The organism is Massilia oculi (assembly GCF_003143515.1).
In the GTDB taxonomy this organism is placed as follows: domain Bacteria; phylum Pseudomonadota; class Gammaproteobacteria; order Burkholderiales; family Burkholderiaceae_D; genus Telluria; species Telluria oculi.
Map to the genome: position 1 here is coordinate 3,775,872 of NZ_CP029343.1, position 26,990 is coordinate 3,802,861.

Genomic DNA, 26,990 nt, shown 5'->3' on the forward strand with positions numbered 1-26,990 from the left:
GGCCCATGGCTACTCCGAGTCCGACCTTGAATCGTCCCAGCTTCGACACCGGCCCGCTGTCCTGGGTCATCGGCGAAATTCGCGATGCCCTGGCGCGCGCGTCCACCTCCTTGCGCGAGGCCGCCGGGCGTTCGCCGGAGGCCCAGCCGACCCTGCTGCTGCACGCCAAGACCCACCTGCACCAGGCGCACGGCGCCCTGCAGCTGGTCGACGTCGAGGGTGTCGGGGTGTACACCGGCGCGGCCGAGGCGGTGCTCGATGGCTTCAAGAACGGGGAACTACCATGCACCGTGGATAGCGTGCAGGTGGTGCTCGACGCCTTCGGGGCGCTCGGCGAATACCTCGACGAACTGCTGGCCGGCATGCCGCAACAGCCGGCGCGCCTGTTCCCGTATTACCGCGACATGGTCGAGCGCCAGGGCGAGCGCAAGGTGCATCCCTCCGACCTGATGCCGCTCGACCTGTCCACGCTGCCCGAGTTGCCTGCGCCGGGCGCGCTGGGCGAGGCCGACATCGCGGCCTGCCGTGCGCGTTTCGAGAAAGCGCTGCTGTCCTACCTGAAGGCCGATGCCGACCCTGGCCGCCGGGCGCATGCCGCCGACCTGGCTGCGGCGATCGCGCCGATTCCCGCGGTCCAGCAGGATCCGCGCGCGCGCCTGTTCTGGCAAGCGATGCATGCCTTCGCCACCGTGGTGGCGGACGGCCAGGTCGAGAGCGATCTGCAGGTTACCCTATTGTTCAAACAGCTGTTTGGCCAGATCAACATGCAATTGCGGCGCCTGGCCAAGGGCGAGACGGACGCGCCGGAAGCGATGCTGCGCGACGCATTGTTCTTCATCGCCGCCGCGCGCGCGCCGGGCGAGGAAGCCGCCGCATTGCGCGGGGCCCTGGGCCTGGACGGCGCCGTGCCGCCCGATTATGCCGAGCGCCGCTACGGCAAGCTCGACCCGCAAGCCCTGCAGGAGGCGCGCGAAGCGCTGGCGCGCACCAAGTCGGACTGGGACCGCATCGCCGCCGAGGGCGAGCCGGACGCCGAAGTCGAACACGACTTCAACGACGCGCTGGCGCGCCTGGCGGGCGCCAGCGAAAAACTGGGCGCCCCCGCGCTGGCCCAGCTGTTGCGCGAACTGGGCCGCGCGGCCAGCGACTCGGTGCAGTCGGGCCGCGACGACCAGTTCGGACTCGAGATGGCGGCCGCCATGCTGTTCGTCGAGAACGGCCTGGACCAGCTGCGTCAGTTGCCCGCCGATTTCTCGGAGAATGCCGAAGCCGTCGGCGCGCGCCTGCTGGCGCTGGCCGCCGGCGAGACGCCGCCCGACGCCCCGCACTGGCAGGGCGAGCTGGCGCGCCAGATCCAGCAGGGCCAGACCGTGGCCGTGCTGGCGAACGAGGTCAAGGCAGGCCTGCGCCAGATCGAGAAGCTGCTCGACGACTACTACGACGACCCCTCGAAGCGCCAGGTGCTCGGACAGGCGGCGCCGATCCTGCACCAGCTGCAGGGGGCGTTCGCCATCCTCGACCAGGACCAGGCGGTGCTGGCCGTGCGCCACGTCGAGGAAGCGGTGCGCGCTTTGGCCGCCAGCGATGCCGACGTGACCAGCCAGCACGCGTCGCTGCACAACATCGCCCAGAACATCGGCGCGCTCGGTTTCTTCGCCGACCTGCTGGCCCAGGACAGCGAGGCCGCGCGTGGTCGCTTCACCTTCGACCTCGACAAGCTGCTGCTGCGCGAGCTGCCGTTCGAGTTCGTCGAGGCGCCGGCCGAGGCCGCGCCGGCGGCGGAGCCGGCGGAGGCGCCGGCAGCGGAGACCGCGGACGGCGTCGACGCCGAACTGCTCGGCATCTTCATCGCCGAGGCGCAGGAAGTGCTGGCCTTCGTGGTCGAGACCCTGCCGCGCGCGGCCGACGAGCCGTCCAACCAGGAAATCCTGACCCAGCTGCGCCGCGCCTTCCATACGCTCAAGGGCAGCAGCCGCATGGTGGACCTGGAGGCCTTCGCCGCCACCGCCGCCGCCATCGAACGCGTGATGAACGTGTGGCTGGCCGACGGCCGCTCGGCCACCGCCGACCTGCTGGCCCTGCTGGCCCATGCCTATGCCGAACTCGATGCCTGGGTGGCCGAGCTGGCCGCCGGCCACCTGCCCGCCCGGGATGGCGCGGCGCTGATCGAGGCTGCCGCGCGGGTGCAGGAGGGCGGGCCGTTCGAACCGCTGACGTTCGAACCGCTCACGTTCGAGCCACCGGGCGAGGAGCCTTTGGTGCTGGACGACATCATCGAAGCGCCGGCGCTCGACGATATTCCGCTGCTCGACGACCCGCTGGCCATGCCCGGCGACGATGGCGTGAAGCGCGTCGGCGACCTGGCCATTCCGCAGGCCTTGCACGACGTCTACCTGAGCGAAACCGAGACGCTGTGCGCCAACCTGGAACAGGCGTTGGATGCGCTGCGCAGCGGTTTGGACAAGAACGCATTGCAGGACGCGGTCACGGCCGCGCACACGCTGTCCGGCACCTCGGCCACGGTCGGCTACGGCGCCCTGCGCGACCTCGCGCACGAGCTGGAGACGACGCTCGAGAAGCTGGCGGCGCCGGGCGCGAAGCTCGAAGACGGCCAGTGCGACCTGTTCGATTCGACCCTGTCGCGCATGCGCACCATGCTGCAGGTGTTCACCCTGGGCGAGCTGGCCCCGAGCCAGCCCGACCTGGCGGAACAATTGGCGGCGCTGCGCGAGCGCCTGGCCAGCCAGCAGGCGGCGGCCTTGTACGGCGAGGCCGATCCGGCCCTGGCCAGCCAGCTCGACGCGCTGTTCGCGGCCGCCTACGAGCAGTTGCTGGTCGCGCGCCCCGCATTCGAAGCGCGCCAGGCGCCGGAGGCCCCGCCGAAGCCGGCCGTGAAGGACGACATCGACGACCTGTTCGACTCCTTCCTCGACGACGCCTTCGCCGCGCCGGAACTCGACCAGGCGGCCCCGCAGGCGCAGGATGCCGCGCCGGCTAGCGCGCCGGCTACCGCGCCCGTTGCCGCGCCCGTTGCGGATTTCGTGGCCGTCACCCCGGACGAAGCGGTGCTGGCCGAGGCGGTGCAGGAATCCGAGCCCGAAACGGAGCCCGAACCGGAAGTCGGGCTGGTCGGCGCCAGCTATGCCGACGAGATCGACCCGGACCTGCTGCCGGTGTTCCTGGAAGAAGCCGCGGACCTGTTGCCGCGCATCGGCCACGACCTGCGCCAGTGGCGCTCGGCGCCGACCAATACCGCGATCGCGCAGGGCATGCAGCGCGACCTGCACACGGTCAAGGGCAGCGCGCGCATGGCCGGCGCGATGCGCCTGGGCCAGCACGCGCACGAGCTGGAAACCCAGATCGAGAACATGGTCCACGCCGGCACGTCCACCTTGCCGGCCACCGCCTTCGACGAGCTGCTGGCCAACTACGACGCGGCGATGCTGCTGTTCGAGCAGTTGCAGCAACCGGTCCAGGCCGAAGCCGCGTCGGCGCCGGAGCAGGCGCACACGCCGCCACCCGCCGAGCCTGCCCGTTCGCCGCTGGTGCGGGTGCGCGCCGACATCCTCGACCGCGTGGTGAACCAGGCCGGCGAGGTGTCGATCACGCGCTCGCGCCTGGAAAACCAGATGGGCGCGCTCAAGGGTTCGCTGGGCGACTTCTCGGACAACGTGGCGCGCCTGCGGCGCCAGCTGCGCGAGATCGAGATGCAGGCCGAATCGCAGATCGCATCGAAGCTGTCGATCTCGGGCGAGCGCGAATTCGATCCGCTCGAATTCGACCGCTTCACGCGTCTGCAGGAACTCACGCGCATGCTGGCCGAGAGCGTCGACGACGTCGCCTCGTTCCAGGAAAGCCTGGCGCGCGCGCTCGACGGCGCCAACGAGGAACTGGCCAGCCAGGCGCGCATGACGCGCGACCTGCAGCGCGACCTGATGCGGGTGCGGATGGTGCCGTTCGCGAGCCTGGCGGAACGGCTGTTCCGCGTTGCGCGCCAGACCGCCAAGGAAACCGACAAGCGCGTCAACCTCGACATCCGCGGCGGCGCCGTGGAGATCGATCGCGGCGTGCTGGAACAGATGGCCGCGCCCTTCGAGCATCTGCTGAGGAATGCGATCGTGCACGGCATCGAGCCGCGCGCGGCGCGCCAGGAAGCGGGCAAGGCGGAGACGGGAGAATTGCTGGTGCAGGTCAGCCAGCACGGCAACGAAGTCATGATCCTGTTCGGCGACGACGGCGCCGGCCTGGACCTGGAGCGCATCCGCGCCAAGGCGCAGGCCATCGGCCTGCTGGAGGGCGGCGAAGACGCCTCCGACCAGGAGGTGACGGAACTGATCTTCGAGCCGGGCTTCTCGACGGCGGACACGCTGACCGAGCTGGCCGGCCGTGGCGTCGGCATGGACGTGGTGCGCTCCGAGGCCCAGGCGCTGGGCGGACGCGTGGCCGTCGTGTCCGAACCGGGACAGGGCGCGCGCTTCACGATCACGCTGCCGTTGACGCTCGCTGTGGCCCAGGTGGTGCTGGTGACCGCCGGCGGGCGCACGCATGCGGTGCCGTCGACCCTGGTCGAGCGGGTGGAGCAGGTGCGCGCGCCGGACCTGGCGGCGGCGATCGAGGCCGGCAGCATCGCGCTGGCCGGCGAAACCCTGGCGCTGCATGCGCTGCCCGGGTTGCTGGGCGAAGACGAGGATGCGCGGACGGCGGGCCAGCGCTCGACGCCGGTGCTGGTGCTGAACGGCGGCGCCAGCCGCATCGCGCTGCGCGTGGACGAGGTGCTGGGCAACCGCGAGGTGGTGGTCAAGAACATCGGCCCGCAGCTGTCGCGGGTGCCGGGCATCGCCGGCGCGACGGTGCTGGGCTCGGGCGAGATCGTGTTGATTCTCGATCCGCTGGCGCTGGCGCAGCAGCCGCAGGCTGCCGCGCAGGTGAAGAAGGAAGTGGCGCGCCAGGTGCGGCTCCCGACCGTGATGGTGGTCGACGACTCGCTCACGGTGCGCCGCGTGACCCAGCGCCTGCTGGAGCGCGAAGGCTATCGCGTGCAGCTGGCCAAGGACGGCGTCGAGGCGCTCGAACTCATTGGACAGGGCGCGCCCGACCTGATGCTGGTCGATATCGAGATGCCGCGCATGGACGGCTTCGACCTGACCCGCAATGTGCGCGGCAACGAGGCGACCAAGGACATCCCGATCGTCATGATCACTTCGCGCACGGCGGACAAGCACCGCAACGTGGCGATGGGGCTGGGCGTGAATGCCTATTACGGCAAGCCGTACCAGGAGCCGGTGCTGCTGGCGGCGATCGAAGAGCTGCTCAAGCGCTGACGTCTTTTTTGACCACGGCGAAGCGCTCGAGCGTACGCTTGCGCGCCGCGTCGTGGTCCACGACCGGCGCCGGATAATTCTCACCCAGCACCACGCCGCGTTCGGTCAGCGCTTCCGCTTCTACCTGCCAGGGCGCGTGGATCTGCTTCGCATCCAGCTTGCCCAGTTGCGGCAGGTAGCGCCGGATGAATTCCCCGCGCGCGTCGAAGCGCGTCGACTGCGTCACCGGATTGAAGATCCTGAACCATGGCTGGGCATCGCAGCCGGTCGACGCCGCCCACTGCCAGCCGCCGTTGTTCGAGGCCATCTCGTAGTCGTTCAGCTTCAGCGCGAAATAGCGCTCGCCGCGGCGCCAATCGATGCCGAGGTCCTTGGTGAGAAAACTGGCCGTCACCATGCGCAGCCGGTTGTGCATGAAGCCGGTCGTGTTCAGCTGCACCATGGCCGCATCGACCAGCGGATAGCCGGTGCGGCCTTCGCACCAGGCGGCGAACAACGCATCGGCTTCGGGCCCTTCGTCCCACCGCACCGCGTCGAAGGCCGGCTTGAAGGAGCGCTCGACCACGTGCGGGTTCTGCGCCAGCACCATCGCATAGAAATCGCGCCAGATGAGTTCGGACAGCCATACCGAGGCGCCGTCGCCGCCGGCGCCAGACAGCATCAATTGCTGGGCCGTGCGCACCAAATGGCGGATCGAGGTGGTGCCGAAGCGCAGATGCGCCGATAACCTCGACGTGCCATCCTCGGCCGGGAAATCGCGCGCGCGGCCGTAGTCGGCGATGTCTTCCACGAAGGCCTCGAACAGCGCTTCGGCGCCTTCCATCCCGGTCGGCAGCGGCGGTTCGCCGGACTCGAAGCCGATGTCTTCCAGCGAAGGCAGGGCAGATGATGATGCAGGCGGCGCGAACGCATGCGCATAGGCATCGACCGGATACGCCGCCAGCGTGTCGGGACGCGCCGCCAGCCGCTTGAGCCAGGCGTTCTTGTAGGGGGTGAAGACCGAGAATGGCTGGCCCGCCAGGGTCAGCACTTCCTCCTTCTCGAAGATGACCTGGTCCTTGTACGCATGGAAGGCGCGGCCTTGCCCCGCCAGCAGCTGGGCCACCTCGTCATCGCGCGCGATCGCCAGCGGTTCATAGTCGGTGCAAGCATGCACTGCGTCAACATCGAGTGCGTTCGCCAACGCCGCCACCTCATCCCGGGCGCTGCCGTGGCGCACGATGAGGTAGCCTCCAAGACGACGCAATTCCTCATCCAGGCTGGCCAGGCTGGCGTGAATGAAACGCAGGCGCCGATCGTCGCGCGGCAAGCCGTCGAGAATCTCGGTGTCATAGACGAAGACGCAAAACACCTGTTGCGAACTGCGCAAGGCATGGTGGAGGGCGGCGTGGTCGAATGCGCGCAGGTCGCGCCGGAACCAGACTAAAGATTTGCTCAAATTCATTGCTGTGTGCGTGGTCAAGGTGGGAGCAGATTTTACTGTCTAGGATCGGACCGTGGCGTGCGTGTCGTGATGCTTCCGGGGGTGCTCCGGCCAAATGGGTGTAAACTAGGGAAAAGCGTAACGTTGTGCTGCAGAACGTTGGCAGTCGATCATGTTTTAACGCAAGAGTGCGCCTTTTGAGAGTATCCGTATGAAAAAAAGCAAAGTTGGCAAAACTCTACCGATGCCCGGCATGCCCCGGGAGCAGGATGAAGGGCTCGCCAAGGCCGGTCCGGCAGCATCCGGGCTCAACCTTGCGAACCACTTCCTGATCGCCATGCCATCGATCCAGGATCCGATCTTCGGCGGCACCGTCGTCTATGTCTGCGAGCACAACGACAAGGGCGTGCTGGGCGTGGTCATCAACAAGCCGACCGACATGACGATGGAAACCCTGTTCGACCGCGTCGACCTGAAGCTGGCCGAAGGCCTGCGCGCGACCGTGGTGGACGAGCCGATCATGTTCGGCGGGCCGGTCCAGGACGACCGCGGCTTCGTGCTGCACTCGCCTGGCGGGCGCTATTCCTCGTCCCTCAACGTCACCGACGACGTCTCCTTCACGACCTCGATCGACGTGCTCGAAGCCGTCGCCAGCGGCGGCGGCCCCGCGCGCATGCTGGTTTCGATCGGCTACGCCGGCTGGAGCCCCGGCCAGCTCGAAGAAGAAATCTCGCGCAACGGCTGGCTGACGGTGGGCGCCGACGCGCGCGTGCTGTTCGACCTGCCGATCGAGGAGCGCTACAACGCCGCCATCAAACTGCTGGGGATCGATCCCTTCATGCTCGCCACCGAAGCCGGCCATGCGTAGTTCGTTGTACCTGCACCGCGACGCATGATGGTGGATATCGTTCTCGGCTTCGACTTCGGCGTCAAGCGGATCGGCATCGCCATGGGCAACACCCTGACCGGGCAGGCGCAGCCGCTGCGCGTCATCGCCGCCATCGACAACGCCACCCGCTTCAAGATCATCGGCGAGCTGATCGCCGAGTGGCGCCCGGCGCGCCTGGTGGTGGGCGAGCCGCGCCATCCCGACGGCGCCGAGCACGACATGACCCTGCGCAGCCGCCGCTTCGCCAACCAATTGCATGGCCGCTTCAACCTGCCGGTCGAGCTGGTCGACGAGCGCTATTCGTCGGCCGTGATCGCGTCGAAACGCGGCGAAGTCATCGACGACAAGGCGGCTGCCATTATTTTGCAGCAATACTTTGACTCATTTGCTCAACCTTATGTCCACAACTAACCTTGATTTAGATGCCGAGGCGCTCTACCGCGAGCTGCTGGCCCAGGTCCGCGCGGGCCTGGACGGCGTGCCCGACGCCGCCATCGTCGGCATTCATTCCGGCGGCGCCTGGCTGGCCGAGCGGCTGGCGCGCGACCTCGATCTCACCGCCCGCCTGGGCTCGATCGACGTGTCGTTCTACCGCGACGACTATGCGCGCAAGGGCCTGCACCCCGACGTGAAGCCGACCCACATCCGCTTCCCCGTCGACGGCGCGACGGTCGTGCTGGTCGACGACGTGCTGCAGACCGGCCGCACCACGCGCGCCGCGATCAACGTGCTGTTCGACTACGGCCGGCCAAGCTGCATCAAGCTGGCCGCGCTGGCCGACCGCGGCGGGCGCGAGCTGCCGGTGGCGGCCGATTTCGTCGGCACCCGCGCGTCGCTCGCGGCAAACCAGTCGCTGTGCCTGCAGCGCGACGAAACAGGCCAACTCTCGCTGACCATCGAAGAAGACAATGCCGACCCTGCACAATAATCCGCAACTGAACAAGAACGGCGAGCTGCAACACCTGCTCACCATCGAGGGACTCAAGAAGTCGCACATCGACCACATCCTCGACACCGCATCGAGCTTCGTCGGCATCTCCGACCGCGAAGTCAAGAAAGTCCCGCTCATGCGCGGCAAGAGCGTGTTCAACCTGTTCTTCGAAAACTCGACGCGCACCCGCACCACCTTCGAGATCGCCTCGAAGCGCCTGTCGGCCGACGTCATCAACCTGAACATCCAGGCCTCGTCGACCACCAAGGGCGAGTCGCTGCTCGACACCATCGACAACCTGGCGGCGATGCACGCCGACATGTTCGTGGTGCGCCACGCGCAATCGGGCGCGCCCTACATGATCGCCCAGCACCTGAACCGCACCCGCTCCGACGTGCACGTGGTCAACGCCGGCGACGGCCGCCACGCCCACCCGACCCAGGGCCTGCTGGACATGTACACGATCCGGCACTACAAGAAGGACTTCACCAACCTGCGCGTGGCCATCGTCGGCGACATCCTGCACAGCCGCGTGGCGCGTTCGGACATCCACGCGCTGACCACGCTGGGCGTGCCCGAAGTGCGCGCCATCGGTCCGCACACGCTGCTGCCGGGTGGTCTGGATCAGATGGGCGTGCGCACCTTCACCAACATGGAAGAAGGCCTGAAGGACGTCGACGTCATCATCATGCTGCGCCTGCAGAACGAGCGCATGAGCGGCGCGCTGCTGCCCTCGGCCCAGGAATACTTCAAGAGCTATGGCCTGACGCCGGAGCGCCTGGCGCTGGCGAAACCGGACGCGATCGTGATGCACCCGGGCCCGATGAACCGCGGCGTCGAGATCGACTCGGCGGTGGCGGACGGCGCCCAGGCGGTGATCCTGCCGCAGGTGACTTTCGGGATCGCGGTACGGATGGCGGTGATGAGCATTTTGGCAGGAACCCACGCATGAAACTTCATATCAAGAACGGGCGAGTGATCGACCCGGCGAACGGCATCGACGCAGCGCAAGACCTGTTCATCGTCGACGGCAAGATCGCGGCGCTCGGCGCCGCGCCCGCGGGCTTTACCGCCGACCAGACCATCGATGCGGCCGGCCTGGTGGTCGCCCCCGGCCTGGTCGACCTGTCGGCGCGCCTGCGCGAGCCGGGCTACGAATACAAGGCAACGCTCGAATCCGAGCTGCAGGCCGCGATGCAGGGCGGCGTGACCACGCTGGTGTGCCCGCCCGACACCGATCCGGTGCTCGACGAGCCGGGCCTGGTCGAGATGCTCAAGCACCGCGCGCGCATGCTCGACCAGGCCAATGTGCACCCGCTGGGCGCGCTGACCGTGGGCCTGAAGGGCCAGGCGCTGACCGAGATGGCCGAACTCACCGAAGCCGGCTGCATCGGCTTCGCTCAGGCCGAGGAACCGATCCTCGACACCACCGTGCTGCTGCGCGCCATGCAGTATGCGAAAACCTTCGGCTACACCGTGTGGCTGCGTCCGCAGGACGCCCACATCGGCCGCGGCGGCGTGGCCCACAGCGGACCGCTGGCTTCGCGCCTGGGCCTGTCGGGCGTGCCGGTGATGTCCGAGACCATCGCGCTGCACACGATCTTCGAACTGATGCGCGCCACCGGCGCGCGCGTGCACCTGTGCCGCATCTCGTCCGCCGCCGGCCTGGAGCTGGTCAAGGCCGCCAAGAAAGAAGGCCTGGACGTCAGCGTCGACGTCGGCGTGCACCATCTGCACATGACCGACGCCGACATCGGCTTCTTCGACTCCAACGCGCGCCTGACCCCGCCGCTGCGCTCGCAGCGCGACCGCGACGCGATCCGTGCGGCGGTGCTGGACGGCACCGTGGACGCGGTCTGCTCCGACCATACCCCGGTCGACGACGACGAGAAGCTGCTGCCGTTCGGCGAAGCTTCGCCCGGCGCCACCGGCCTGGAACTGCTGCTCAGCCTCACGCTCAAGTGGGCCGAGGACCAGCAGGATGCAGATAAGGCACTGGCCGTGGCGCTCGGCCGCATCACGCATGACGCGGCCCGCATCGCCGGCCTGCCGGCAGGCACCCTGGGCGTCGGCGCCGCGGCCGACGTGGTGCTGTTCGATCCGAACGCGCGCTGGAAGGTCGAGGGCAAGACCCTGGCCAGCCAGGGCAAGCACACGCCTTTCCTCGGCTATGAGCTGGCCGGACAGGTCAAGGCCACCATCGTGCGCGGCCGCGTGGCGTACCAGCGCTGATCCACCCGGGACGGCGGGCTTGCCATGAAGCCGCCGTCCTCACCGGTTTTACTATCTTGAAGATCCGCCTAGCCTGGCGCCTCGCGCGCGTCGTCGTCCACCTGTGCGAGGGCCTGGCGACCTGCGCGCTGGTGTTTCCCTTCGCTTCGTCCCGCTCGCGCATGCGCCTCACGCGCGCCTGGTCGCGCCGCCTGCTGCGCCTGTGCCGGGTCGAGGTCGAGCATCGCGGCGGCGTCCCCGCGCTGGAACACGCGCTGGTCGTCGCCAACCACGTATCCTGGCTCGACATCTTCGTCATCAACGCCCTCGACCCGTGCCGCTTCGTGGCCAAGGCCGAGATCCGCTCGTGGCCGGTGATGGGCTGGCTGGCGGCCGGCGCCGGCACCGTGTTCATCGCGCGCGGCAACCGGCGCGAGCTGCGCCACGTGTTCAAGGGACTGGTCGAGGTGCTGCAGCAAGGGGAAAGGGTTGCCCTGTTCCCGGAAGGGACGACCGGCCTGCAGGGCGCGGTGCTGCCCTTCCACGCCAACCTGTTCGAGGCCGCGATCGATGCCGGCGTGCCGGTGCAGCCGTATGCGCTGGCCTATGTCGACGCCGCTGGCCGGCATCATCCGTCGATCGAGTACATCGGCGACACCACCTTCGTCGACAGCCTGTTCAGGATACTGCAGGGCCCGCCGGTGACGGCGCGCCTGGCCTGCCTGGCGCCGCTCGACAGCAGCGGCGCGCACCGGCGCGAGCTGGCGCTGGCGGCCCAGGAGGCGGTGGCGGCCGCCGTGAGGGTCTAGCGCTTCTTGCCGCCGTGTTCCCGGTACTCGGGACAGTCCACCTGCAACAGCGTGCGATCGTCCAGGCACACCGCCGTCAGCTTGCCGCCCCACACGCAGCCGCTATCGAGGCCGATCAGGTTCGGCCGCTGCACCAGGCCCAGCGCCGACCAGTGGCCGAACACCACCGTCACGTCCTGGGTGCCGCGCTGCGGCAGGTCGAACCAGGGCAGCAGGCCGGAGCCGGCCGGGCCGGCGTCGCTTTCCTTGTGCTTGAAGTCCATCGTGCCGTCGGGCGCGCACAGGCGCATGCGGGTGAGGGCGTTGACGATGCAGCGCAGGCGGTCGATGCCCTCCAGGCCGTCGTCCCAGCGGTCCGGTTGGTTGCCGTACATCGCGCTCAAAAAATCGATCCAGCCGTCGCCGCGCAGCGCGGCTTCGACTTCTCCGGCCAGCGCCATGGTCTGGCGCGCATCCCATTGGGGCGCCACGCCGGCGTGCACCAGCAGGTGGGCGTCGACGAACATCGCCAGCGGGCGCTGGCGCAGCCAGGCGATCAATTCGTCGCGGTCGGGCGCGGCCAGGATGTCGTCGAGCGTGTCGGAGCGGCTCAGGCGCTGGACGCCGGCCGCGACGGCGATCAGGTGCAGGTCGTGGTTGCCGAGCAGGGCGTCGATGCGCCCGCCGCTCGATTCCGATAGCGCTTTCATGCGCCGCAGCGCGGTGAGCGAATCGGGGCCGCGGTTGATCAGGTCTCCCACGAACAGGATGCGCGCATCGAGGCCTGCCGTCTCGAAGATTCGGTCCAGGAGCAGTTGCGCTTCATGTGCGCAGCCCTGTAGGTCGCCAATGGCATAGGTTTTCATGTTTTTGGATTGGCCGGTGAAGCTGTCGTTGTTTTTGCGGATGCTGAATGATTTTACCCGCTGGCCCCGTCGCCGGCCCGGCGCTTGTGGTTCCCCGCGCCTGTCTCGTGTCCGAAATGCGTGCGCATCGACATTTTTTGACTCGGTTCCAACACTGCAAGCGAACACCGCGGGCATGGTAAAACCGTGCGCCCGGAAATACCCATCCATTCCGGTACAATGAATACGGCTTACTGCGCGGCTTTTCCCCGCGAATAGCGGGGACTGGCCGTTCCATTTGCCAGGCGCCGCTGCCCGAGGCTCCACATACAGGCATCGAAAGAAAACAAAAATGTTCTCGTTTTTCGTGAGCTTCCTTTCCTGCGCATTGCTGACGCTGCTTGTTATCAAGGCCGCGCGAAAACATGGGCTGGGGCTCGATGGCGATTTTGGCGGCGTGCAAAAAGTGCACTCGCACGCGGTCGCGCGTATTGGCGGCATTCCGATTTTTCTCGCGGTCGTGGTGGCGTCCGGGATATCGATCCTGCGCGAGCCGCAAATGATGGCGTGGCTCGCCACCCTGATTGCCTGCGCCACGATCGCGCTCGCCGGCGGCATCGCCGAGGATTACACCGGCCACGTTTCCCCATTGCGCCGGCTGGCGCTGACGATGGTCGCGGCGGCGCTCGGCTACTGGCTGCTCGACGCGCGCGTCGGCCGGCTCGACCTGCCGTGGACCGTGCTGCCGATCGAGGCGTTGTGGATCGTGCTGCCGCTGACGATGCTGGCGGTGGCGGGCATCGCCAACGCCATCAACATCATCGACGGCTTCAATGGCCTGGCGGGCGTGATCAGCATCTTCATGCTGCTGTCGCTGTCCTACGTGGCGCTGCAGGTGGGCGATATGTTCGTGCTGGTGGCGGCGCTGATCGTGGCCGGCGCCACCGCCGGCTTCCTGATCTGGAACTATCCGGTGGGGCTGATCTTCCTGGGCGACGGCGGCGCCTACTTCATCGGTTTCCTGCTGGGCGAGCTGGCGCTGCTGCTGGTGATGCGCAATCCCGGCGTATCGACCTGGTATGCGGCGCTGTTGCTGATTTATCCGGCTTTCGAAACGATATTCTCCGCTTATCGCCGCATGTTTGTGCGCGGTAAGTCGCCGGCGATGCCGGATGGTATTCACCTGCACAGTTTGATATTCCGCCGCATCGTGCAATGGACGGTGGGGCCGCGCGAAGCACGCGCATTGATGAAGCGCAATGCGCGGACTTCTCCTTATCTATGGCTGTTTTCACTGCTGGCGGTGATACCGGCAACGGTGTTCTGGAAAAACACGACGGCCCTGATGTTCTTCTGTTTGTTGTTCATAATCAGTTACCTCTGGTTGTATGGCCGTATTGTTCGATTCAAGTCTCCGCGCTGGCTTTTTTTAAGCAAGAAAGACTAGCCACAGTTTATTGATGTATTATATTGCGAGAATTGGTGAGAATTCACTAGAATCAATAATTTCTGAATCTGCATTTAATCTTTAACGAACGAGGAATGATGATGGATCTGTCGAATATGTCGCTGGGCGATTTGCGCAACCTGCAGGAACAAATCAAGCAGGAGATGAAAAAGCGCGAAGTCCAGGAAGTGCAGAAAGCACGCGAGCAAATCCTGGCCATCGCCCAAAGCGTCGGCGTGCCGCTGAAAGACCTGATGGCCGCCACCGGCCGCGGTTCGAAAGGCGCCACCGTCGCCGTGCGCTATCGCCACCCGGACGATTCCAACCTGCAGTGGACCGGCCGCGGCCGCCAGCCGAAGTGGGTCAAGGAATGGGTCGAAGGCGGCAAGTCGATCGACGATCTGCGCGTCTGATTCCATTTCCCCTGCGCTAAGGAACCTCACTTCCGCAGCGCAGGCGGAAAGCAGCATTCCGTCAGGCACCGGACGCATTTCACGCCGCCCGATCTCCGCGCGCCGATCCCACGGCGCCAGCGCTTGCCGGTACAATAGCAAGCAATTTTTTATCATTCCTCCAACATCCGGCGATGACCACGGTCGATCAAGCGACCGGTGCATGCCTCTCAAGAATTCCAAGGAAGAACATGGTTGCTCTCTCGAAAACGATTTTCAAGGCCTATGATATTCGCGGCATCATCGGCAAGACCCTGGATGCGGGCATCGCGCGCCACATCGGCCGTGCCTTCGGCGCCGCCGCGCTGGCCAAGGGAGAGCGCAAGGTCGTGATCGGCCGCGACGGCCGCCTGTCGGGTCCAGAGCTCAGCGCCGCCCTGAGCGAAGGCCTGCGCGACGCCGGCGTCGACGTGATCGACCTGGGCATGGTCGCCACGCCGATGGTGTATTTCGGCACCAACGTCCTGGAAACCCGCTCGGGCATCATGGTCACCGGCAGCCACAACCCGCCCGACTACAACGGCTTCAAGATGGTGATGGCGGGTGAGGCGATCTATGGCGACGCCATCACCGGCCTGCACGACAGCATCGCTGCCTATGACGGCAAGGTGGCCGAGCAACGCGGCGCCTACAGCACCCACGACATCCGCGCCGCCTACATCGAGCGCATCGTCGGCGACGTCAAGCTGGCGCGTCCGATCAAGATCGTGGTCGACTGCGGCAACGGCGTCGCCGGCGCCTTCGCGCCCGAGCTGTTCACCCGCATGGGCGCCGAAGTCGTCGAGCTGTTCTGCGACGTCGACGGCACCTTCCCGAACCACCACCCGGACCCGGCCCACCCGGAAAACCTGCAGGACGTGATCCGCGCGCTGCAAGAGACCGACGCCGAGATCGGCCTGGCCTTCGACGGCGACGGCGACCGCCTGGGCCTGGTCACCAAGGATGGCCAGATCATCTTCCCGGACCGCCAGATGATGCTGTTCGCGGCCGACGTCCTGTCGCGCAACCCGGGCGCCGAAATCCTGTACGACGTCAAGTGCACCCGCCACCTGGCGCCCTACATCGAGAAGAATGGCGGCAAGCCGCTGATGTGGAAGACCGGCCACTCGCTGGTCAAGGCCAAGCTGAAGGAAACCGGCGCCCCGCTGGGCGGCGAGATGAGCGGCCACATCTTCTTCAAGGACCGCTGGTACGGCTTCGACGACGGCCTGTATGCCGGCGCGCGCATGCTCGAGATCCTGACGAAAGGGCAGAACCCGTCGGCGCTGCTCAACGGCCTGCCGATCGCCAGCAGCACCCCGGAACTGCACCTGCACCTGCAGGAAGGCGAGAACTTCGCGCTGATCGACCAGCTGCGCCGTGATGCGACATTCCCGACCTCGGAAAAGATCAACGACATCGACGGCCTGCGCGTCGAGTACGCGGACGGCTTCGGCCTGGCGCGCTCGTCGAACACGACCCCGGTCGTGGTGCTGCGCTTCGAGGGCGAGAATCCGGAAGCGCTGGCGCGCATCCAGTCCGAGTTCAAGAGCGTGATCCTGGCCGCCAAGCCGGATGCTCACCTGCCTTTCTGAGGTGATTGCTTGAAGATTTTACTTGTGCGGGTGTCGTCCCTGGGCGACGTCCTGCACAACCTGCCGATGGTGGCCGACCTGCTGCGCCGCCATCCGGGCGCCACGGTCGACTGGGTGGTCGAAGAAGGCTACGTCAGCCTGGTGCGCCTGAATCCGCACGTGCGCAAGGTGATCCCCTGGGCGCTGCGGCGCTGGCGCAAGCGCCTGGGCAAGAAGGAGACGCGCGCCGAGATCCGCGCTTTCTTCCGCACCCTGCGCGAGGAAGAATACGACTATGTGTTCGACACCCAGGGCCTGCTCAAGACCGGCATCATCATGGGCGCGGCCAGGGTCCGCAAGGGCGGCAAGAAGGTCGGCCTGGCCAACGGCAGCGAAGGCTCGGGCTATGAAGGCATCTCGCGCATCTTCCATACCGACAGCATTCCCCTGAACCCGCGCACCCACGCGGTGGCGCGCGGACGGATGGTGGCCGGCGCGGCCCTCGATTATCCGGTCGATACGGCGCCCGATTTCGGCCTGCCGGCGCCGGACGCGTCGCAGCGTCCGGCCTTCCTGCCCCAGGAAGACTACGCGGTATTCTTCCACGGTACGGCGCGCGCCGCCAAGAAGTGGGCGGACGCCAACTGGATCGCGCTCGGCAAGGCGCTGGCGCCGATGCCGGTGCTGCTGCCCTGGGGCTCCGAGGCCGAACGCGTCGATGCCGAAGCGCTGGCCGCCGGCATCCCGAACGCGCGCGTGCTGCCCCGGCTGTCGATGATGGACGCCGTGACCCTGGCCCAGCATGCGCGGCTCGCGGTCGGCGTCGACACCGGCCTGACCCACATCGCCGCCGCCTTCGTGCGGCCGACGATCGAGATCTATTGCGATTCGCCGAAGTGGAAGACCGAGGGCAACTGGTCCGAGCGCATCGTCAACCTGGGCGAGCTGGGCACGCCGCCATCAAGCGACGAGGTGGTGGCGGCCGCGCGCCGCCTGCTGGCATCGGCATGAACCGCGCGCTGTACTCCGCCCTGTGGTGGGTGGCCCTGCCGGCCGTGCTGGGCCGCCTGTGGTGGCGTGGCCGCAAGGAGCCGGGCTACCGCGCGCACTGGGGCGAACGCCTGGCCCTTGACGGGCCGGCGCCGGGCGAACGTCCCACCATCATGGTGCACGCCGTCTCGGTCGGCGAGACGCGCGCCGCCGAACCGGTGGTCGATGCGCTGCTGGCGGCCTACCCCGACTGCCGCATCCTGCTGACCCATATGACGCCGACCGGGCGCGCCACCGGCAAGTCCCTGTTTGCCCATCATGGCGAACGCGTGGTGCAAAGCTACCTGCCGTACGACACGGGCGCGATGACGCGGCGCTTCCTGCGCCGCCACCGGCCGCGGGCCTGCATCCTGATGGAGACCGAGGTCTGGCCCAACCTGATCCACGCCTGCAAGCAGCTCGAGGTGCCGGTCGTGCTGGCCAACGCCAGGCTGTCCGACAAATCCCTCAAGCGTGGCCGCAAGGCGGGCGCCGTGATGCTGGAGGCGGCGCGCGGCTTCACCCTGGTCGCGGCCCAGACCGAACTCGATGCCGAGCGTATCCGCTCGCTCGGTGCGCCGAACGTGGTGGTCACCGGCAGCGTCAAGTTCGACGTGACGCCGCCGCCGGCGGCGCTGGAAAAGGGCGACTGGCTGCGCAGCCGCATCCGTTCCGGCGGCCCCGAGCGGCCCGTGTTCCTGTGCGCCAGCACGCGCGAGGGTGAGGAGGCGCTGATCCTCGACGCCTGGCAGCGGATGCCTGGCAAGCCGGCCGGCGCGCTCTTGGTGATCGTGCCGCGCCATCCGCAGCGTTTCGACGAAGTCGCTGCCCTTGTTCCGGCGCGCGGGTTCACGCTGGCGCGCCGTTCGCAACTCGATCTCGATCATGGCGTGGACGGCGCCGACGTGCTGCTGGGCGACTCGATGGGCGAGATGTTCGCCTATTACGCGGCCTGCGATTGCGCCTATATCGGCGGCAGCCTGCTGCCGTTGGGCGGCCAGAACCTGATCGAAGCCTGCGCGCTGGGCAAGCCGGTACTGGTGGGCGAGCACACCTTCAACTTCCTCGACGCCACCAATGAGGCGGTGGGCGACGGCGCCGCGCTGCGGGTGCCAGGCGCCGACGCCCTGGTGGCGGCGGCCGTGCACCTGCTGGGCGACGGCGCGGCGCGGGTGGCGATGGGGGAAAAGGCGCTGGCCTTCGCCCGCCGCCACCGCGGGGCGACCCTGCGCACTGTTGAACTCGTGCAACGGCATATCCGGTAGGTTTTGTTACCATTCCAAACTGCACGGTACAAAACAAAAGGGGATGCGCCATGTTGTCGTTCAATCGCCCGAGGCCGGTCGGTAGCGGAAAGCCCGCGGTTTTCCCAACTGCGGTACTGGTTCAGGAACAGGCGGCAGAGGCGCTGGAGGCGATCATGACCGCAGCACCGACCGAAGTCCCGGCGCCGCCACGCGCTGACGCCGCGCTCGCGCCCGATGCGCTGCACTTTTTCGTGCGCTATTCGCTGCGCGAGTACACCAGTTTCATGTGGCAGCATGGCGGTTTCCTGATCCGCCGCCGGCGCGTGCGCTGGCCGGCCAGCCTGCTCCTGCGCCTGAAAAGCACCTTCAGCGCGGCCCTCAACTTCGTCCTGCTCGGACGTGGGCGGCGCACCTATGAATTCACCATCGACGAACACGGCATCGTGCGCACCAGCGGCGGCGTGACCCTGATCGGCTGGGACGACGTGGCCGCCGTGCGCACCTACTCGCGCGGCTTCATGATGGTGCTCAAGCGCGGGACCTTGCCGATTCCCTTCCGTTGCCTGTCCGATGTACAGGTGACCGCCATGCGCGAGCTGGCGGCGGCGCGGCACGAGTTGGCGCTGCGCTGATTGGTGCACGTGGTACGTTAGGAGACTTGGGTTCCCGCCTCCGCGGGAACGACGTGCAGCGGTAGCGGACTACGGCTGTTCGTCTGCCCCCTCACGCTTGAAACGTCGGTCCCGCCCTCGCCGGGCGCCTTGGCGGGAACCTCTTGCAACTTCACATCTAGCCCGCCCGCACGAATATTCGGTTCACTCCTCGAACAGCACCGGCATCTCATGCGAGCGCCGACGCAGCGCCAGTCTCGCGCCGTCGTAATCCGGATAGACCTCGCCCACCGTGGCCCAGAACGCAGGGCTGTGGTTCATCTCGCGCAGGTGGGCCAGTTCGTGCGCCACCACGTAGTCGATCAATGACAGCGGATAGTGGATCAGGCGCCAGTTGAGGCGAATGCTCCCGCCCACGGTGCACGAACCCCAGCGCGAGCCGGCCGACGACAGCGTGAAGCTGCTGTAGGCCACGCCCAGTCGCGGCGCGAAATGGTCGAGGCGCTCGCGGAACAGGCGCTTGGCCTCGGCCTGGAACCAGATTTTCACCCTTTCCTTGAGCTGCCATTCGGACAGCCCAGGCACCACGCCGATCCATAGCTCGTTGCTGGCGGCGTCGAACCGGCAGTGGCTGCGCGCCGCTTCCTCGAGGCGCAGCACGATGTCGCCGCCCAGGTAGGGCAGGCGCGCACCATCCTTCCATTCGATCGGCTGGCGCTGCTGGCGCTGATCGCGCCGTTCGCCTCGTTCGAGCAGCTTGGTGACGATCCAGCGCTGCTTGGCGCGCAGCGCGTTGTCGATCTCCTCGAGCGTCACGCGGCGCGGCGCCGTCACGCGCAGGCCGTCGTCGTCGATCGTGAAGCCGATCGAGCGCCGCGTTGAACGGCGCAGCGCGTACTCGATGGTGTGGTGGCCGAGGATGATGCGTTTCAGGGGAGGGTCTTGCGGGCCGACGGGCGGCGAGGGAAGCTTGATGCGGGGCGGCGCCGGCGGCGCCTTGAACAGCGGCTGCGCAGGCGGGAGAGGCCTGTCGGAAGGCTTCAGCGCCGCGAAGAATTCTTGCGCGAACAACTCCAGCTGATGCCCGTCGACCTTCGCCGAGGCCATGGTCTGTGGCCTCGACTCACGAATCTGGGCGCTGACGTCGCTCAACCACCTTTGTAGGCGTGGGGCGAAATGACGCGCATTTCGGATTCTATCCAATTTTCTACCTCTTGCATCAGGCTGTCGGGGGTATGGCCTTCGGGCGAGATCGGCTTGCCGATCGAGACCGTGATCAATCCGGGCCGTTTGATGAATGAATTCTTGGGCCAGCACTCGCCCGAATTATGCGCGATCGGCACCACGACCGCTTGGGTTTCCACAGCCAGGCGCGTGCCGCCGCTCTTGTACTTGCCCTTCTGGCCGACCGGGATGCGGGTGCCTTCGGGGAACATGATGATCCACTGGCCGTCGGCCAGGCGGCGCTTCCCGTGGCGCACGACGGCGCCGAAGGCATTCTTGCCCTGCTTGCGGTCGATCGGGATCATGCGCAGCAAGCCCATGGCCCAGCCGAAGAAGGGGATGTACAGGATTTCCTTCTTGAAGACGTAGACCAGCGGCCGCGTGAGATTGGGCAGCAGGAAGATCGTTTCCCATGCCGACTGGTGCTTCGAGAGCACGATGGCCGGCGCGTCGGGCAGGTTGTCGTAGCCCTTGAATTCGTAGCGGATGCCGCAGATGACGCGCGCGCACCAGATGATGAAGACATTCCAGCGCGAGGTGAACCAGAAGCGCTTGTTGTACGACAGCGGCGCCGCCAGGAAGCAGAGGCAGGCCCAGATGACGGTGGCGACGATCATGACGATCGTGAACAGCAGGGAACGCAGGAACAAACTGAAGTTACGCAAAGGGGCTCCGGACAAATCGATCTGGTTCTGGACTGTTGTGTTTTATTGATTATGCAGGCTGCGCGCCGGTTGTGCCAGAGGTGGCGCTCGTTGCAGATCCCGGCTTGAGGAAGGCCGTCACCATCGCCGCCAGGTCCGGGAACACCTGGGTGCCGGGCGGCAGGCCGCCGGTGGCCTTTGTCTTCTCGCCTTTCCCGGTCAGCACCAGGTAGGGCGTGCAGCCGCGGTTGAAGCCGGCCTGCAGGTCGCGCAGCGAGTCGCCCACGGTGGGCACGCCCTTGAGATTGACCTTGAAGCGCTTGCCGATCTCTTCGAACATGCCCGACTTGGGCTTGCGGCAATCGCAGGCGTCGATCGCCGCGTGCGGGCAGAAGAAGATGGCGTCGATGTCGGCGCCCACCAGCTGGGCCGCCGCATGCAGCTTGGCGTGGATGGCGTTCAGGGTCGTGATGTCGAACAGGCCGCGCGCGATGCCCGACTGGTTGGTCGCGACCACGACTCGGTAGCCCGCCTGGTTCAGGCGCGCGATCGCCTCGAGCGAGCCTGGGATCGGGATCCACTCGGCCGGCGACTTGATGAAGTCCGGCGAATCGTGGTTGATCACCCCATCCCGGTCGAGGATGATGAGCTTCATCGCCCGCTCTTGGTTGTCGCGCTCCTTGCCCATCTCAGGCCGCCAGCTTCGAGATGTCGGCCACGCGGTTCATCATGCCATGCAAGACCGCCAGCAGGGCCAGGCGGTTGTTGCGCAGCGCGACGTCGTCGGCCATCACCATCACGTCGTTGAAGAAGGCGTCGACCTGGTCGCGCAACTGGGCCAGGGTCTTGAGCGTGCCGCTGAAGTCGCCCGCGGCGAAGGCCGCATCGACTTCGGGCTGCACGCGGGCGACGGCGGCCGCCAGGTCCTTCTCGGCCTGGTCCTGCAGCAGGCCAGGGTCGACCGCGGCGTCCTTCGGCATCGCTTCCTCGTTCTTCTTGAGGATGTTGGTGATGCGCTTGTTGGCGGCGGCCAGCGAGGCCGCCTCGGGCAGCGCCGCGAAGGCCTGCACCGCTTCCAGGCGCTGCACCACGTCGTCGACGCGGTCCGGGTTCTGGGCCAGCACCGCCTCGACCTCGTTCGGCGAGAAGCCGCGCTCGCGCAGCATGCTGCGCAGGCGGTCGAGCATGAAGGCGGTGACTTCCGCGCGCGGATCCCGCAGCGATTCAAAGCGCGCCGGTTCGTCGGCGAACGTGGTCATCGCGTCGGCCAGCATGTCGGCGATCGACAGCGGCAGGCGCTTCTCGACCAGCATGCGCATGATGCCCAGCGCGTGGCGGCGCAGCGCGAACGGATCCTTCTCGCCGGTCGGCTGCAGGCCGATGGCCCAGATGCCGACCAGGGTTTCCAGCTTGTCGGCCAGGGCGACCGCCAGGCCGGTATTGGTGGCTGGCAGGGCGTCGCCGGCGAAGCGCGGCTGGTAATGTTCGGACGCCGCGCGCGCGACGTCGTCATGCTCGCCATTGTGGCGCGCGTAATACGTGCCCATGATGCCTTGCAGCTCGGGGAACTCGCCGACCATGTCGGTCAGGAGGTCGGCCTTGGACAGGCGCGCGCCGCGTTCGGCCAGCGCCGCGTCGAAGCCCAGGCGGGTGGCGATATAGGTCGCCAGCTTGGTGACGCGCTCGCTGCGCTCGGCCTGCGAGCCCAGCTTGTTGTGGTAGACCACGCTCGCGAGCTGCGGCAGGCGCGACTCGAGGGTTTTCTTCTTGTCCTGCTCGAAGAAGAACTTGGCGTCCGACAGGCGCGGACGCACCACGCGCTCGTTGCCGCCGACGATGGCCTCGGGCGCATCGGTCGCGATGTTCGACACGATCAGGAAGCGCGAGCGCAGCTTGCCTTCGCTGTCGGTCAGCGCGAAGTATTTCTGGTTCGTCTGCATGGTGAGGATCAGGCATTCCTGTGGCACGGCCAGGAATTCTTCCTCGAAGCGGCATTCATAGACCACCGGCCATTCGACCAGGGCCGCCACTTCGTCCAGCAGCGATTCGGGCATCAGCACCTGGTCGGCGCCGGCCTTGTCGAGCAGCTGGGCGCGGATGCTGTCCTTGCGTGCCTGGGCCGACGACAGGACCTTGCCTTCGGCTTCCAGCACCTGCGCGTAGTGGTCCGCATGGTCGATCACGATCGGGCCGCCGTGCGACAGGAAGCGGTGGCCCATCGTGGTGCGGCCGGCGGCCAGGCCCAGCAGCGACAGTGGCAGCACCTGGTCGCCATGCAGCGCGGTCAGGAGGTGCACCGGACGCACGAACTGCACGGTATCGCCGTTCGGGCGCTGGTAGCTCATGACCTTCGGGATCGGCAGCTTGGACACCGTATCAAGCAGCACGTCCTGCAGGGCGCCTGCCAGGGCGCTGCCGGCGGCGGTAAAGGTGTAGAAGAAGCTCTCGGCCTTGCCGTCCTGGGCGCGTTCGAGCTGGTCGACGGTGAGGTCGGGGAAGCCCAGCGCGGCCAGCTTCTTGGCCAGCGGCGCGCTCGGATTGCCTTCCTTGTCGAGGGCCACGGAGACAGGCAGCACCTTCTCGCGGATCGATTTGTCGGGCGACGTGCCGCGCACATTGGTGATCGTGACGGCCAGGCGGCGCGGGGTGGCGTGGGTGGTGACGACGCTGTCGGCTTCCAGGAAGTCGCGCGCCTTCAGGCCATTGGCGATGCCGGTCGCAAAGGCCGCGCCCAGCTTGACGAGCGCCTTCGGCGGCAGTTCTTCGGTCTGCAGTTCGACGAGGAGTGTTTGGTTCATGGTCTGTTCTGTTCTTGTTCCGTGGGCCTCAGGCGGCGGCTTTCGCGGCGCCTGGCGCCATCGGGAAGCCCAGCTTCTCGCGCGAATCGTAATAGGCTTGCGCCACCAGGCGCGACAGGGTGCGCACGCGGCCGATGTAGGCGGCGCGCTCGGTTACCGAGATCGCGCCGCGCGCGTCCAGCAGGTTGAAGCTGTGCGAGGCCTTCATGATCTGCTCATAGGCCGGCAGGGTCAGTTGCAGCTCGACCAGGCGCTTGGCTTCGGATTCGTGGTTGTTGAAAGCCTGGAACAGGATCTCGGTGTTCGAATGCTCGAAGTTGTAGGTCGATTGTTCGACCTCGTTCTGGTGGAAGACGTCGCCATACGACAGGGTCTTCCTTTCGCCGTTCTCTTCCCACTCGGTCCACACCAGGTCGTAAACGTTCTCGACGCCCTGCAGGTACATGGCCAGGCGCTCGATGCCATAGGTGATCTCGCCCAGCACCGGCTTGCAATCGAGGCCGCCGACCTGCTGGAAATAGGTGAACTGGGTCACTTCCATGCCGTTCAGCCAGACTTCCCAGCCGAGGCCCCAGGCGCCCAGGGTCGGGCTTTCCCAGTCGTCCTCGACGAAGCGCACGTCATTCTTCTTCAGGTCCAGGCCCAATGCCTCGAGCGAACCGAGGTAGAGGTCGAGGATGTTCTCGGGCGCCGGCTTGAGCGCCACCTGGTACTGGTAGTAGTGCTGCAGGCGGTTCGGATTCTCGCCATAGCGGCCATCCTTCGGACGGCGCGACGGCTGCACATAGGCGGCGCGCCACGGCTCCGGGCCGATCGCACGCAGGAAGGTGCCGGTGTGGAAGGTGCCCGCGCCGACTTCCATGTCGTAGGGCTGGAGCAGTGCGCAGCCCTGCTTGTCCCAGTAGGACTGCAGGGTGAGGATGATTTGTTGGAATGTGAGCATCTCGAATGGGACGGGGCTGGTGGGCCGCGAACACGGTATGTTTGCCAAATGACTAATTCTACTGAATTTTTCCCATATGCTGGGGAGCGATTGTAGGGTGGACTGCTTCGCCGTCCACCCTACGATTTCTGGCGGTAGCGGCGGCCGGCGAACCATGCTCCGAGCAGCATCACGCCTCCCAGCATCAGGAAGGCCGCATTGCCAAGCCGGATGAACGGCGTCATGCCGCTCGCACCGCGCACGGTCGCGCTCAGGACGCCGTCGGTGTAGAAGGGCAGCACTTGCCTGATGTTGCCGCGGTGGTCGATTACGGCGGTGGCGCCGTCGTTGGTCGAGCGCAGCATCGGGCGGCCTGTTTCCAGGGTGCGCATGCGCGAGATCTGCAGGTGCTGCGGGATCGCCACCGACTGGCCGTACCACGACAGGTTCGACACGTTCAGCAGCAGGGTCGCCGGGTGCGGCGCATTGCGCAGCTGGTAGGCGATCTCTTCGCCGAACACGTCTTCGTAGCAGATATTCGGCAGCACCCACTGGTCCTTGACCTGGAACGGGGCCTGCAGCGCGGCGCCGCGGGTGGCGTCGTTCAGCGGGATGTTCATCATGTCGGTGAGCCAGCGGAAACCCGGCGGGATGAATTCGCCGAACGGCACCAGGTGCGCCTTGTCATAGCGATAGGGCTTGGGCTGAGGGCTCATCGCGATCAGGCTGTTGCCGTATTTTTCCGGCCCGTCGAACAAGGGCATGCCGATCGCCAGCGTGCTGCCGGTGGTGGCGGCATAGCGCTGCAAACCATCCAGGTAGCCGTCCGGCAGATTGTGCGGGAAGACGGGCAGGGCGGTTTCCGGCGTCGCGATCAGGTCGGCCGGGGCCGCCGTGATCATGGCCTGGTAGCGCGTGACGATGCTGGTCAGGAATTCCATATCGAATTTCCTGTCTTGCGGGATATTGCCTTGCAGCAGGCGCACCGTGATCGGCTGGCCGGTTTCCTGGGTCCATTCGACCGTGCGCAGGCCAGCGCCCACCAGCATCAGGCCCGCCAGCAGGCCGATCGCCGGCCAGCGGGCGCGCTGGGTCAGCATCGCGATGCAGCCGGCGCCGACGCCGGCCAGGATGCCGATGCCGTACACGCCGATCAGCGGCGCGTAGCCGGCCAGTGGCGCCAGGTCGTGGGCATAGCCCGACGAGGCCCAGGGGAATCCCGTGAACACCCAGCCGCGCAGCCATTCGGTTACGCCCCATAATGTGGGCAGCACCAGCAGCAGGAAGGCGGCCACCGGCAGCGACCAGCGCTTGCGCAACCAGCTCGCCACGCCGGCCGTGAGGGCGCCGAACAGGCCCATGTACAGGCACAACAGGACCAGGCCCGCCGCCGCCAGCGCGGCCGGCAGGTGGGCAAAGCGGGTGCCGAACACGTACAGCCAGTGCACGCCGGCCAGTGTCCAGCCGAAGCCGAAGGCCCAGCCGATCAGGGTCGCGCGCTTGACCGAACTGCCCATGCCGACCTGGTAGAAGAACCAGGCCAGCGACAGCAACTGCAGCGGCCACCAGCCAAAGGGCTGGAACGACAGGATGGAAGAACCGCCGGCCAGCGCGGCGGTAACGAGCAGCAGCACCGACGGGCGGGTGCCGCGCAGCGCCGGGTCAGGCGGCGCCGTCGTGGTCTGGGTCCGGCGGCGCAGCATCAATCGCGTTCGTCTTCGACCGATGGGAGCTGTTCGACCAGCAGGACGTGGATCTGGCGCGCGTCGGCGCGCAGGATTTCGAAGCGCAGGCCATGCAGGTCGACCACTTCGCCCTTGTGCGGCATATGCCCCAGGTGGCTGGCGATCAGGCCGCCGATGGTATCGACTTCGTCGTCCGGCAGCTCGGTGCCGAGTTCCTCGTTGAATTGCTCGATCTCGGTCAGCGCCTTGATGCGCCAGCGCGGGCCGTGCTGGCCTTCGCGGATCGAGATGATGTTGTCTTCTTCTTCATCGAAGTCGTATTCGTCCTCGATGTCGCCGACGATCTGCTCGAGCACGTCCTCGATCGTGATCAGGCCGGCCACGCCGGAATACTCGTCGACCACGATGGCCATGTGGTTGTGGTTGGCGCGGAAGTCGCGCAGCAGCACGTTGAGGCGCTTCGATTCGGGAATGAACACCGCCGGGCGCAATTTTGTGCGCACATCAAAAGATTCTTCAGCGTAATAACGCAACAAATCCTTGGCCAGCAGGATGCCGACCACCTTGTCGCGCTCGCCTTCGATGGCGGGGAAGCGCGAGTGGGCGGTTTCGAGCACGTAGGGCATCCATTCCTCGATCGGTTTCGTGATGTCGATCACGTCCATTTGGGAACGGGGAACCATGATGTCGCGCGCCGACAGGTCGGAAACCTGGAACACGCCCTCGATCATCGACAGCGCATCGGCGTCGAGGAGGTTGCGTTCGTGGGCATCGTGCAGCACTTCGAGGAGCTCTGCGCGATTTTCGGGCTCGGGGGAGATGAAGGCGGTCAGCCGTTCAAGCAGTGACCTGTGGGGTTTGGCGTCCGGTCGGACGTCACTGGGATACTCGGGCATAGTTGGCGGGAAGCCGTTGTTGCAATGGGGGGTAGGATACACCAAAAGGTGGCGCACCCGATATTTACAGGGGT

General features: G+C 66.8%; 22 protein-coding genes. 13 read left to right on the forward strand and 9 right to left on the reverse strand.

The features are described 5' to 3' along the window. Positions 1-5 precede the first annotated feature (5 nt). On the forward strand, positions 6-5,321 hold the full coding sequence (locus tag DIR46_RS17235) for a hybrid sensor histidine kinase/response regulator (protein ID WP_109346330.1): 5,316 nt from the start codon (positions 6-8) through the stop codon (positions 5,319-5,321). On the opposite strand, the gene DIR46_RS17240 is transcribed toward DIR46_RS17235, so the two are convergent. After that, positions 5,311-6,765: a cryptochrome/photolyase family protein gene (locus DIR46_RS17240; RefSeq protein WP_109346331.1), complete on the reverse strand. Its 1,455-nt coding sequence runs from the start codon at positions 6,763-6,765 to the stop codon at positions 5,311-5,313. The two genes, DIR46_RS17235 and DIR46_RS17240, sit on opposite strands and share 11 nt — an antisense overlap. A gap of 232 nt (positions 6,766-6,997) precedes the next feature. On the opposite strand from DIR46_RS17240, the gene DIR46_RS17245 reads away from it, so the two are divergent. From DIR46_RS17245 to DIR46_RS17270, 6 genes are read left to right on the forward strand one after another with little or no spacing between them, the layout of a single operon-like run. Continuing rightward, complete coding sequence (locus DIR46_RS17245; protein WP_109348054.1) at positions 6,998-7,612, forward strand: YqgE/AlgH family protein; 615 nt, start codon at positions 6,998-7,000, stop codon at positions 7,610-7,612. A 27-nt stretch (positions 7,613-7,639) separates the two neighbouring features. Beyond that, a complete protein-coding gene (gene ruvX, locus DIR46_RS17250; RefSeq protein ID WP_109348055.1) occupies positions 7,640-8,044 on the forward strand; it encodes a Holliday junction resolvase RuvX in 405 nt (134 codons plus the stop codon). Next, positions 8,031-8,561 carry a bifunctional pyr operon transcriptional regulator/uracil phosphoribosyltransferase PyrR gene (gene pyrR, locus DIR46_RS17255; protein WP_109346332.1) on the forward strand — a complete coding sequence of 177 codons (531 nt, stop codon included), beginning with the start codon at positions 8,031-8,033 and terminating at the stop codon, positions 8,559-8,561. The genes ruvX and pyrR overlap by 14 nt, the downstream gene beginning before the upstream one ends. Further along, entirely contained in the window at positions 8,542-9,516 is a 975-nt protein-coding gene (locus DIR46_RS17260) for an aspartate carbamoyltransferase catalytic subunit (protein WP_109346333.1), read from the forward strand. The genes pyrR and DIR46_RS17260 overlap by 20 nt, the downstream gene beginning before the upstream one ends. Next, a complete protein-coding gene (locus DIR46_RS17265; RefSeq protein ID WP_109346334.1) occupies positions 9,513-10,796 on the forward strand; it encodes a dihydroorotase in 1,284 nt (427 codons plus the stop codon). The genes DIR46_RS17260 and DIR46_RS17265 overlap by 4 nt, the downstream gene beginning before the upstream one ends. Positions 10,797-10,852: 56 nt before the next feature. Then, positions 10,853-11,584, forward strand: coding sequence for a lysophospholipid acyltransferase family protein (locus DIR46_RS17270; RefSeq protein ID WP_109346335.1), 732 nt, complete (start codon positions 10,853-10,855; stop codon positions 11,582-11,584). On the opposite strand, the gene DIR46_RS17275 is transcribed toward DIR46_RS17270, so the two are convergent. Further along, entirely contained in the window at positions 11,581-12,429 is an 849-nt protein-coding gene (locus tag DIR46_RS17275; protein ID WP_109346336.1) for a symmetrical bis(5'-nucleosyl)-tetraphosphatase, read from the reverse strand. The two genes, DIR46_RS17270 and DIR46_RS17275, sit on opposite strands and share 4 nt — an antisense overlap. 331 nt (positions 12,430-12,760) lie before the next feature. Between DIR46_RS17275 and DIR46_RS17280 the strand changes: the two genes are divergently transcribed. From DIR46_RS17280 to DIR46_RS17305, 6 genes are all read left to right on the forward strand, one after another. Beyond that, the gene (locus DIR46_RS17280; RefSeq protein ID WP_109346337.1) at positions 12,761-13,855 is read left to right on the forward strand and encodes an MraY family glycosyltransferase; all 1,095 of its coding nucleotides are present in this window, start codon (positions 12,761-12,763) and stop codon (positions 13,853-13,855) included. A gap of 101 nt (positions 13,856-13,956) precedes the next feature. After that, complete coding sequence (locus tag DIR46_RS17285; protein WP_109348056.1) at positions 13,957-14,268, forward strand: H-NS histone family protein; 312 nt, start codon at positions 13,957-13,959, stop codon at positions 14,266-14,268. A gap of 230 nt (positions 14,269-14,498) precedes the next feature. Beyond that, complete coding sequence (locus DIR46_RS17290) at positions 14,499-15,881, forward strand: phosphomannomutase/phosphoglucomutase (RefSeq protein WP_109346338.1); 1,383 nt, start codon at positions 14,499-14,501, stop codon at positions 15,879-15,881. A gap of 9 nt (positions 15,882-15,890) precedes the next feature. Beyond that, positions 15,891-16,871 (forward strand): lipopolysaccharide heptosyltransferase I, encoded by a 981-nt coding sequence (gene waaC, locus DIR46_RS17295; protein WP_109346339.1) that lies wholly within the window; start codon positions 15,891-15,893, stop codon positions 16,869-16,871. Beyond that, on the forward strand, positions 16,868-18,154 hold the full coding sequence (gene waaA / locus DIR46_RS17300) for a lipid IV(A) 3-deoxy-D-manno-octulosonic acid transferase (protein WP_109346340.1): 1,287 nt from the start codon (positions 16,868-16,870) through the stop codon (positions 18,152-18,154). The genes waaC and waaA overlap by 4 nt, the downstream gene beginning before the upstream one ends. Positions 18,155-18,309: 155 nt before the next feature. Continuing rightward, a complete protein-coding gene (locus DIR46_RS17305; RefSeq protein WP_229446284.1) occupies positions 18,310-18,768 on the forward strand; it encodes a YcxB family protein in 459 nt (152 codons plus the stop codon). A 183-nt stretch (positions 18,769-18,951) separates the two neighbouring features. Here DIR46_RS17305 and DIR46_RS17310 read toward each other — a convergent pair whose 3' ends face one another. From DIR46_RS17310 to DIR46_RS17340, 7 genes are all read right to left on the reverse strand, one after another. Further along, complete coding sequence (locus tag DIR46_RS17310; protein WP_109346342.1) at positions 18,952-19,854, reverse strand: M48 family metallopeptidase; 903 nt, start codon at positions 19,852-19,854, stop codon at positions 18,952-18,954. A gap of 41 nt (positions 19,855-19,895) precedes the next feature. Continuing rightward, complete coding sequence (locus DIR46_RS17315; RefSeq protein WP_109346343.1) at positions 19,896-20,636, reverse strand: lysophospholipid acyltransferase family protein; 741 nt, start codon at positions 20,634-20,636, stop codon at positions 19,896-19,898. 49 nt (positions 20,637-20,685) lie between these two features. Further along, a complete protein-coding gene (gmhB, locus tag DIR46_RS17320; RefSeq protein ID WP_109348057.1) occupies positions 20,686-21,270 on the reverse strand; it encodes a D-glycero-beta-D-manno-heptose 1,7-bisphosphate 7-phosphatase in 585 nt (194 codons plus the stop codon). A 34-nt stretch (positions 21,271-21,304) separates the two neighbouring features. Beyond that, positions 21,305-23,413, reverse strand: a complete 2,109-nt coding sequence (glyS, locus tag DIR46_RS17325) for a glycine--tRNA ligase subunit beta (RefSeq protein WP_109346344.1) — start codon at positions 23,411-23,413, stop codon at positions 21,305-21,307. Positions 23,414-23,441: 28 nt separating this feature from the next. Next, positions 23,442-24,356 carry a glycine--tRNA ligase subunit alpha gene (gene glyQ / locus DIR46_RS17330; protein ID WP_109346345.1) on the reverse strand — a complete coding sequence of 305 codons (915 nt, stop codon included), beginning with the start codon at positions 24,354-24,356 and terminating at the stop codon, positions 23,442-23,444. A 119-nt stretch (positions 24,357-24,475) separates the two neighbouring features. Continuing rightward, entirely contained in the window at positions 24,476-26,038 is a 1,563-nt protein-coding gene (gene lnt, locus DIR46_RS17335) for an apolipoprotein N-acyltransferase (RefSeq protein WP_109346346.1), read from the reverse strand. Beyond that, positions 26,038-26,916 (reverse strand): CorC family transporter, encoded by an 879-nt coding sequence (locus tag DIR46_RS17340; protein ID WP_109346347.1) that lies wholly within the window; start codon positions 26,914-26,916, stop codon positions 26,038-26,040. Before DIR46_RS17340 ends, lnt begins: the two co-directional genes overlap by 1 nt. Between the last annotated feature and the right edge of the window lie 74 nt (positions 26,917-26,990).

Coding starts and splice junctions, on each gene's coding strand:
- DIR46_RS17260 (WP_109346333.1), top strand. CDS start 8,542: ATGCCGACCCTGCACAATAATCCGCAACTGAACAAGAACGGCGAGCTG.
- DIR46_RS17285 (WP_109348056.1), top strand. CDS start 13,957: ATGGATCTGTCGAATATGTCGCTGGGCGATTTGCGCAACCTGCAGGAA.
- DIR46_RS17265 (WP_109346334.1), top strand. CDS start 9,513: ATGAAACTTCATATCAAGAACGGGCGAGTGATCGACCCGGCGAACGGC.
- waaA (WP_109346340.1), top strand. CDS start 16,868: ATGAACCGCGCGCTGTACTCCGCCCTGTGGTGGGTGGCCCTGCCGGCC.
- pyrR (WP_109346332.1), top strand. CDS start 8,031: ATGTCCACAACTAACCTTGATTTAGATGCCGAGGCGCTCTACCGCGAG.
- DIR46_RS17280 (WP_109346337.1), top strand. CDS start 12,761: ATGTTCTCGTTTTTCGTGAGCTTCCTTTCCTGCGCATTGCTGACGCTG.
- DIR46_RS17275 (WP_109346336.1), bottom strand. CDS start 12,429: ATGAAAACCTATGCCATTGGCGACCTACAGGGCTGCGCACATGAAGCG.
- DIR46_RS17245 (WP_109348054.1), top strand. CDS start 6,998: ATGCCCCGGGAGCAGGATGAAGGGCTCGCCAAGGCCGGTCCGGCAGCA.
- DIR46_RS17305 (WP_229446284.1), top strand. CDS start 18,310: ATGACCGCAGCACCGACCGAAGTCCCGGCGCCGCCACGCGCTGACGCC.
- ruvX (WP_109348055.1), top strand. CDS start 7,640: ATGGTGGATATCGTTCTCGGCTTCGACTTCGGCGTCAAGCGGATCGGC.
- glyS (WP_109346344.1), bottom strand. CDS start 23,413: ATGAACCAAACACTCCTCGTCGAACTGCAGACCGAAGAACTGCCGCCG.
- glyQ (WP_109346345.1), bottom strand. CDS start 24,356: ATGCTCACATTCCAACAAATCATCCTCACCCTGCAGTCCTACTGGGAC.
- DIR46_RS17240 (WP_109346331.1), bottom strand. CDS start 6,765: ATGAATTTGAGCAAATCTTTAGTCTGGTTCCGGCGCGACCTGCGCGCA.
- gmhB (WP_109348057.1), bottom strand. CDS start 21,270: ATGAAGCTCATCATCCTCGACCGGGATGGGGTGATCAACCACGATTCG.
- DIR46_RS17340 (WP_109346347.1), bottom strand. CDS start 26,916: ATGCCCGAGTATCCCAGTGACGTCCGACCGGACGCCAAACCCCACAGG.
- lnt (WP_109346346.1), bottom strand. CDS start 26,038: ATGCTGCGCCGCCGGACCCAGACCACGACGGCGCCGCCTGACCCGGCG.
- DIR46_RS17310 (WP_109346342.1), bottom strand. CDS start 19,854: ATGGCCTCGGCGAAGGTCGACGGGCATCAGCTGGAGTTGTTCGCGCAA.
- DIR46_RS17290 (WP_109346338.1), top strand. CDS start 14,499: ATGGTTGCTCTCTCGAAAACGATTTTCAAGGCCTATGATATTCGCGGC.
- DIR46_RS17235 (WP_109346330.1), top strand. CDS start 6: ATGGCTACTCCGAGTCCGACCTTGAATCGTCCCAGCTTCGACACCGGC.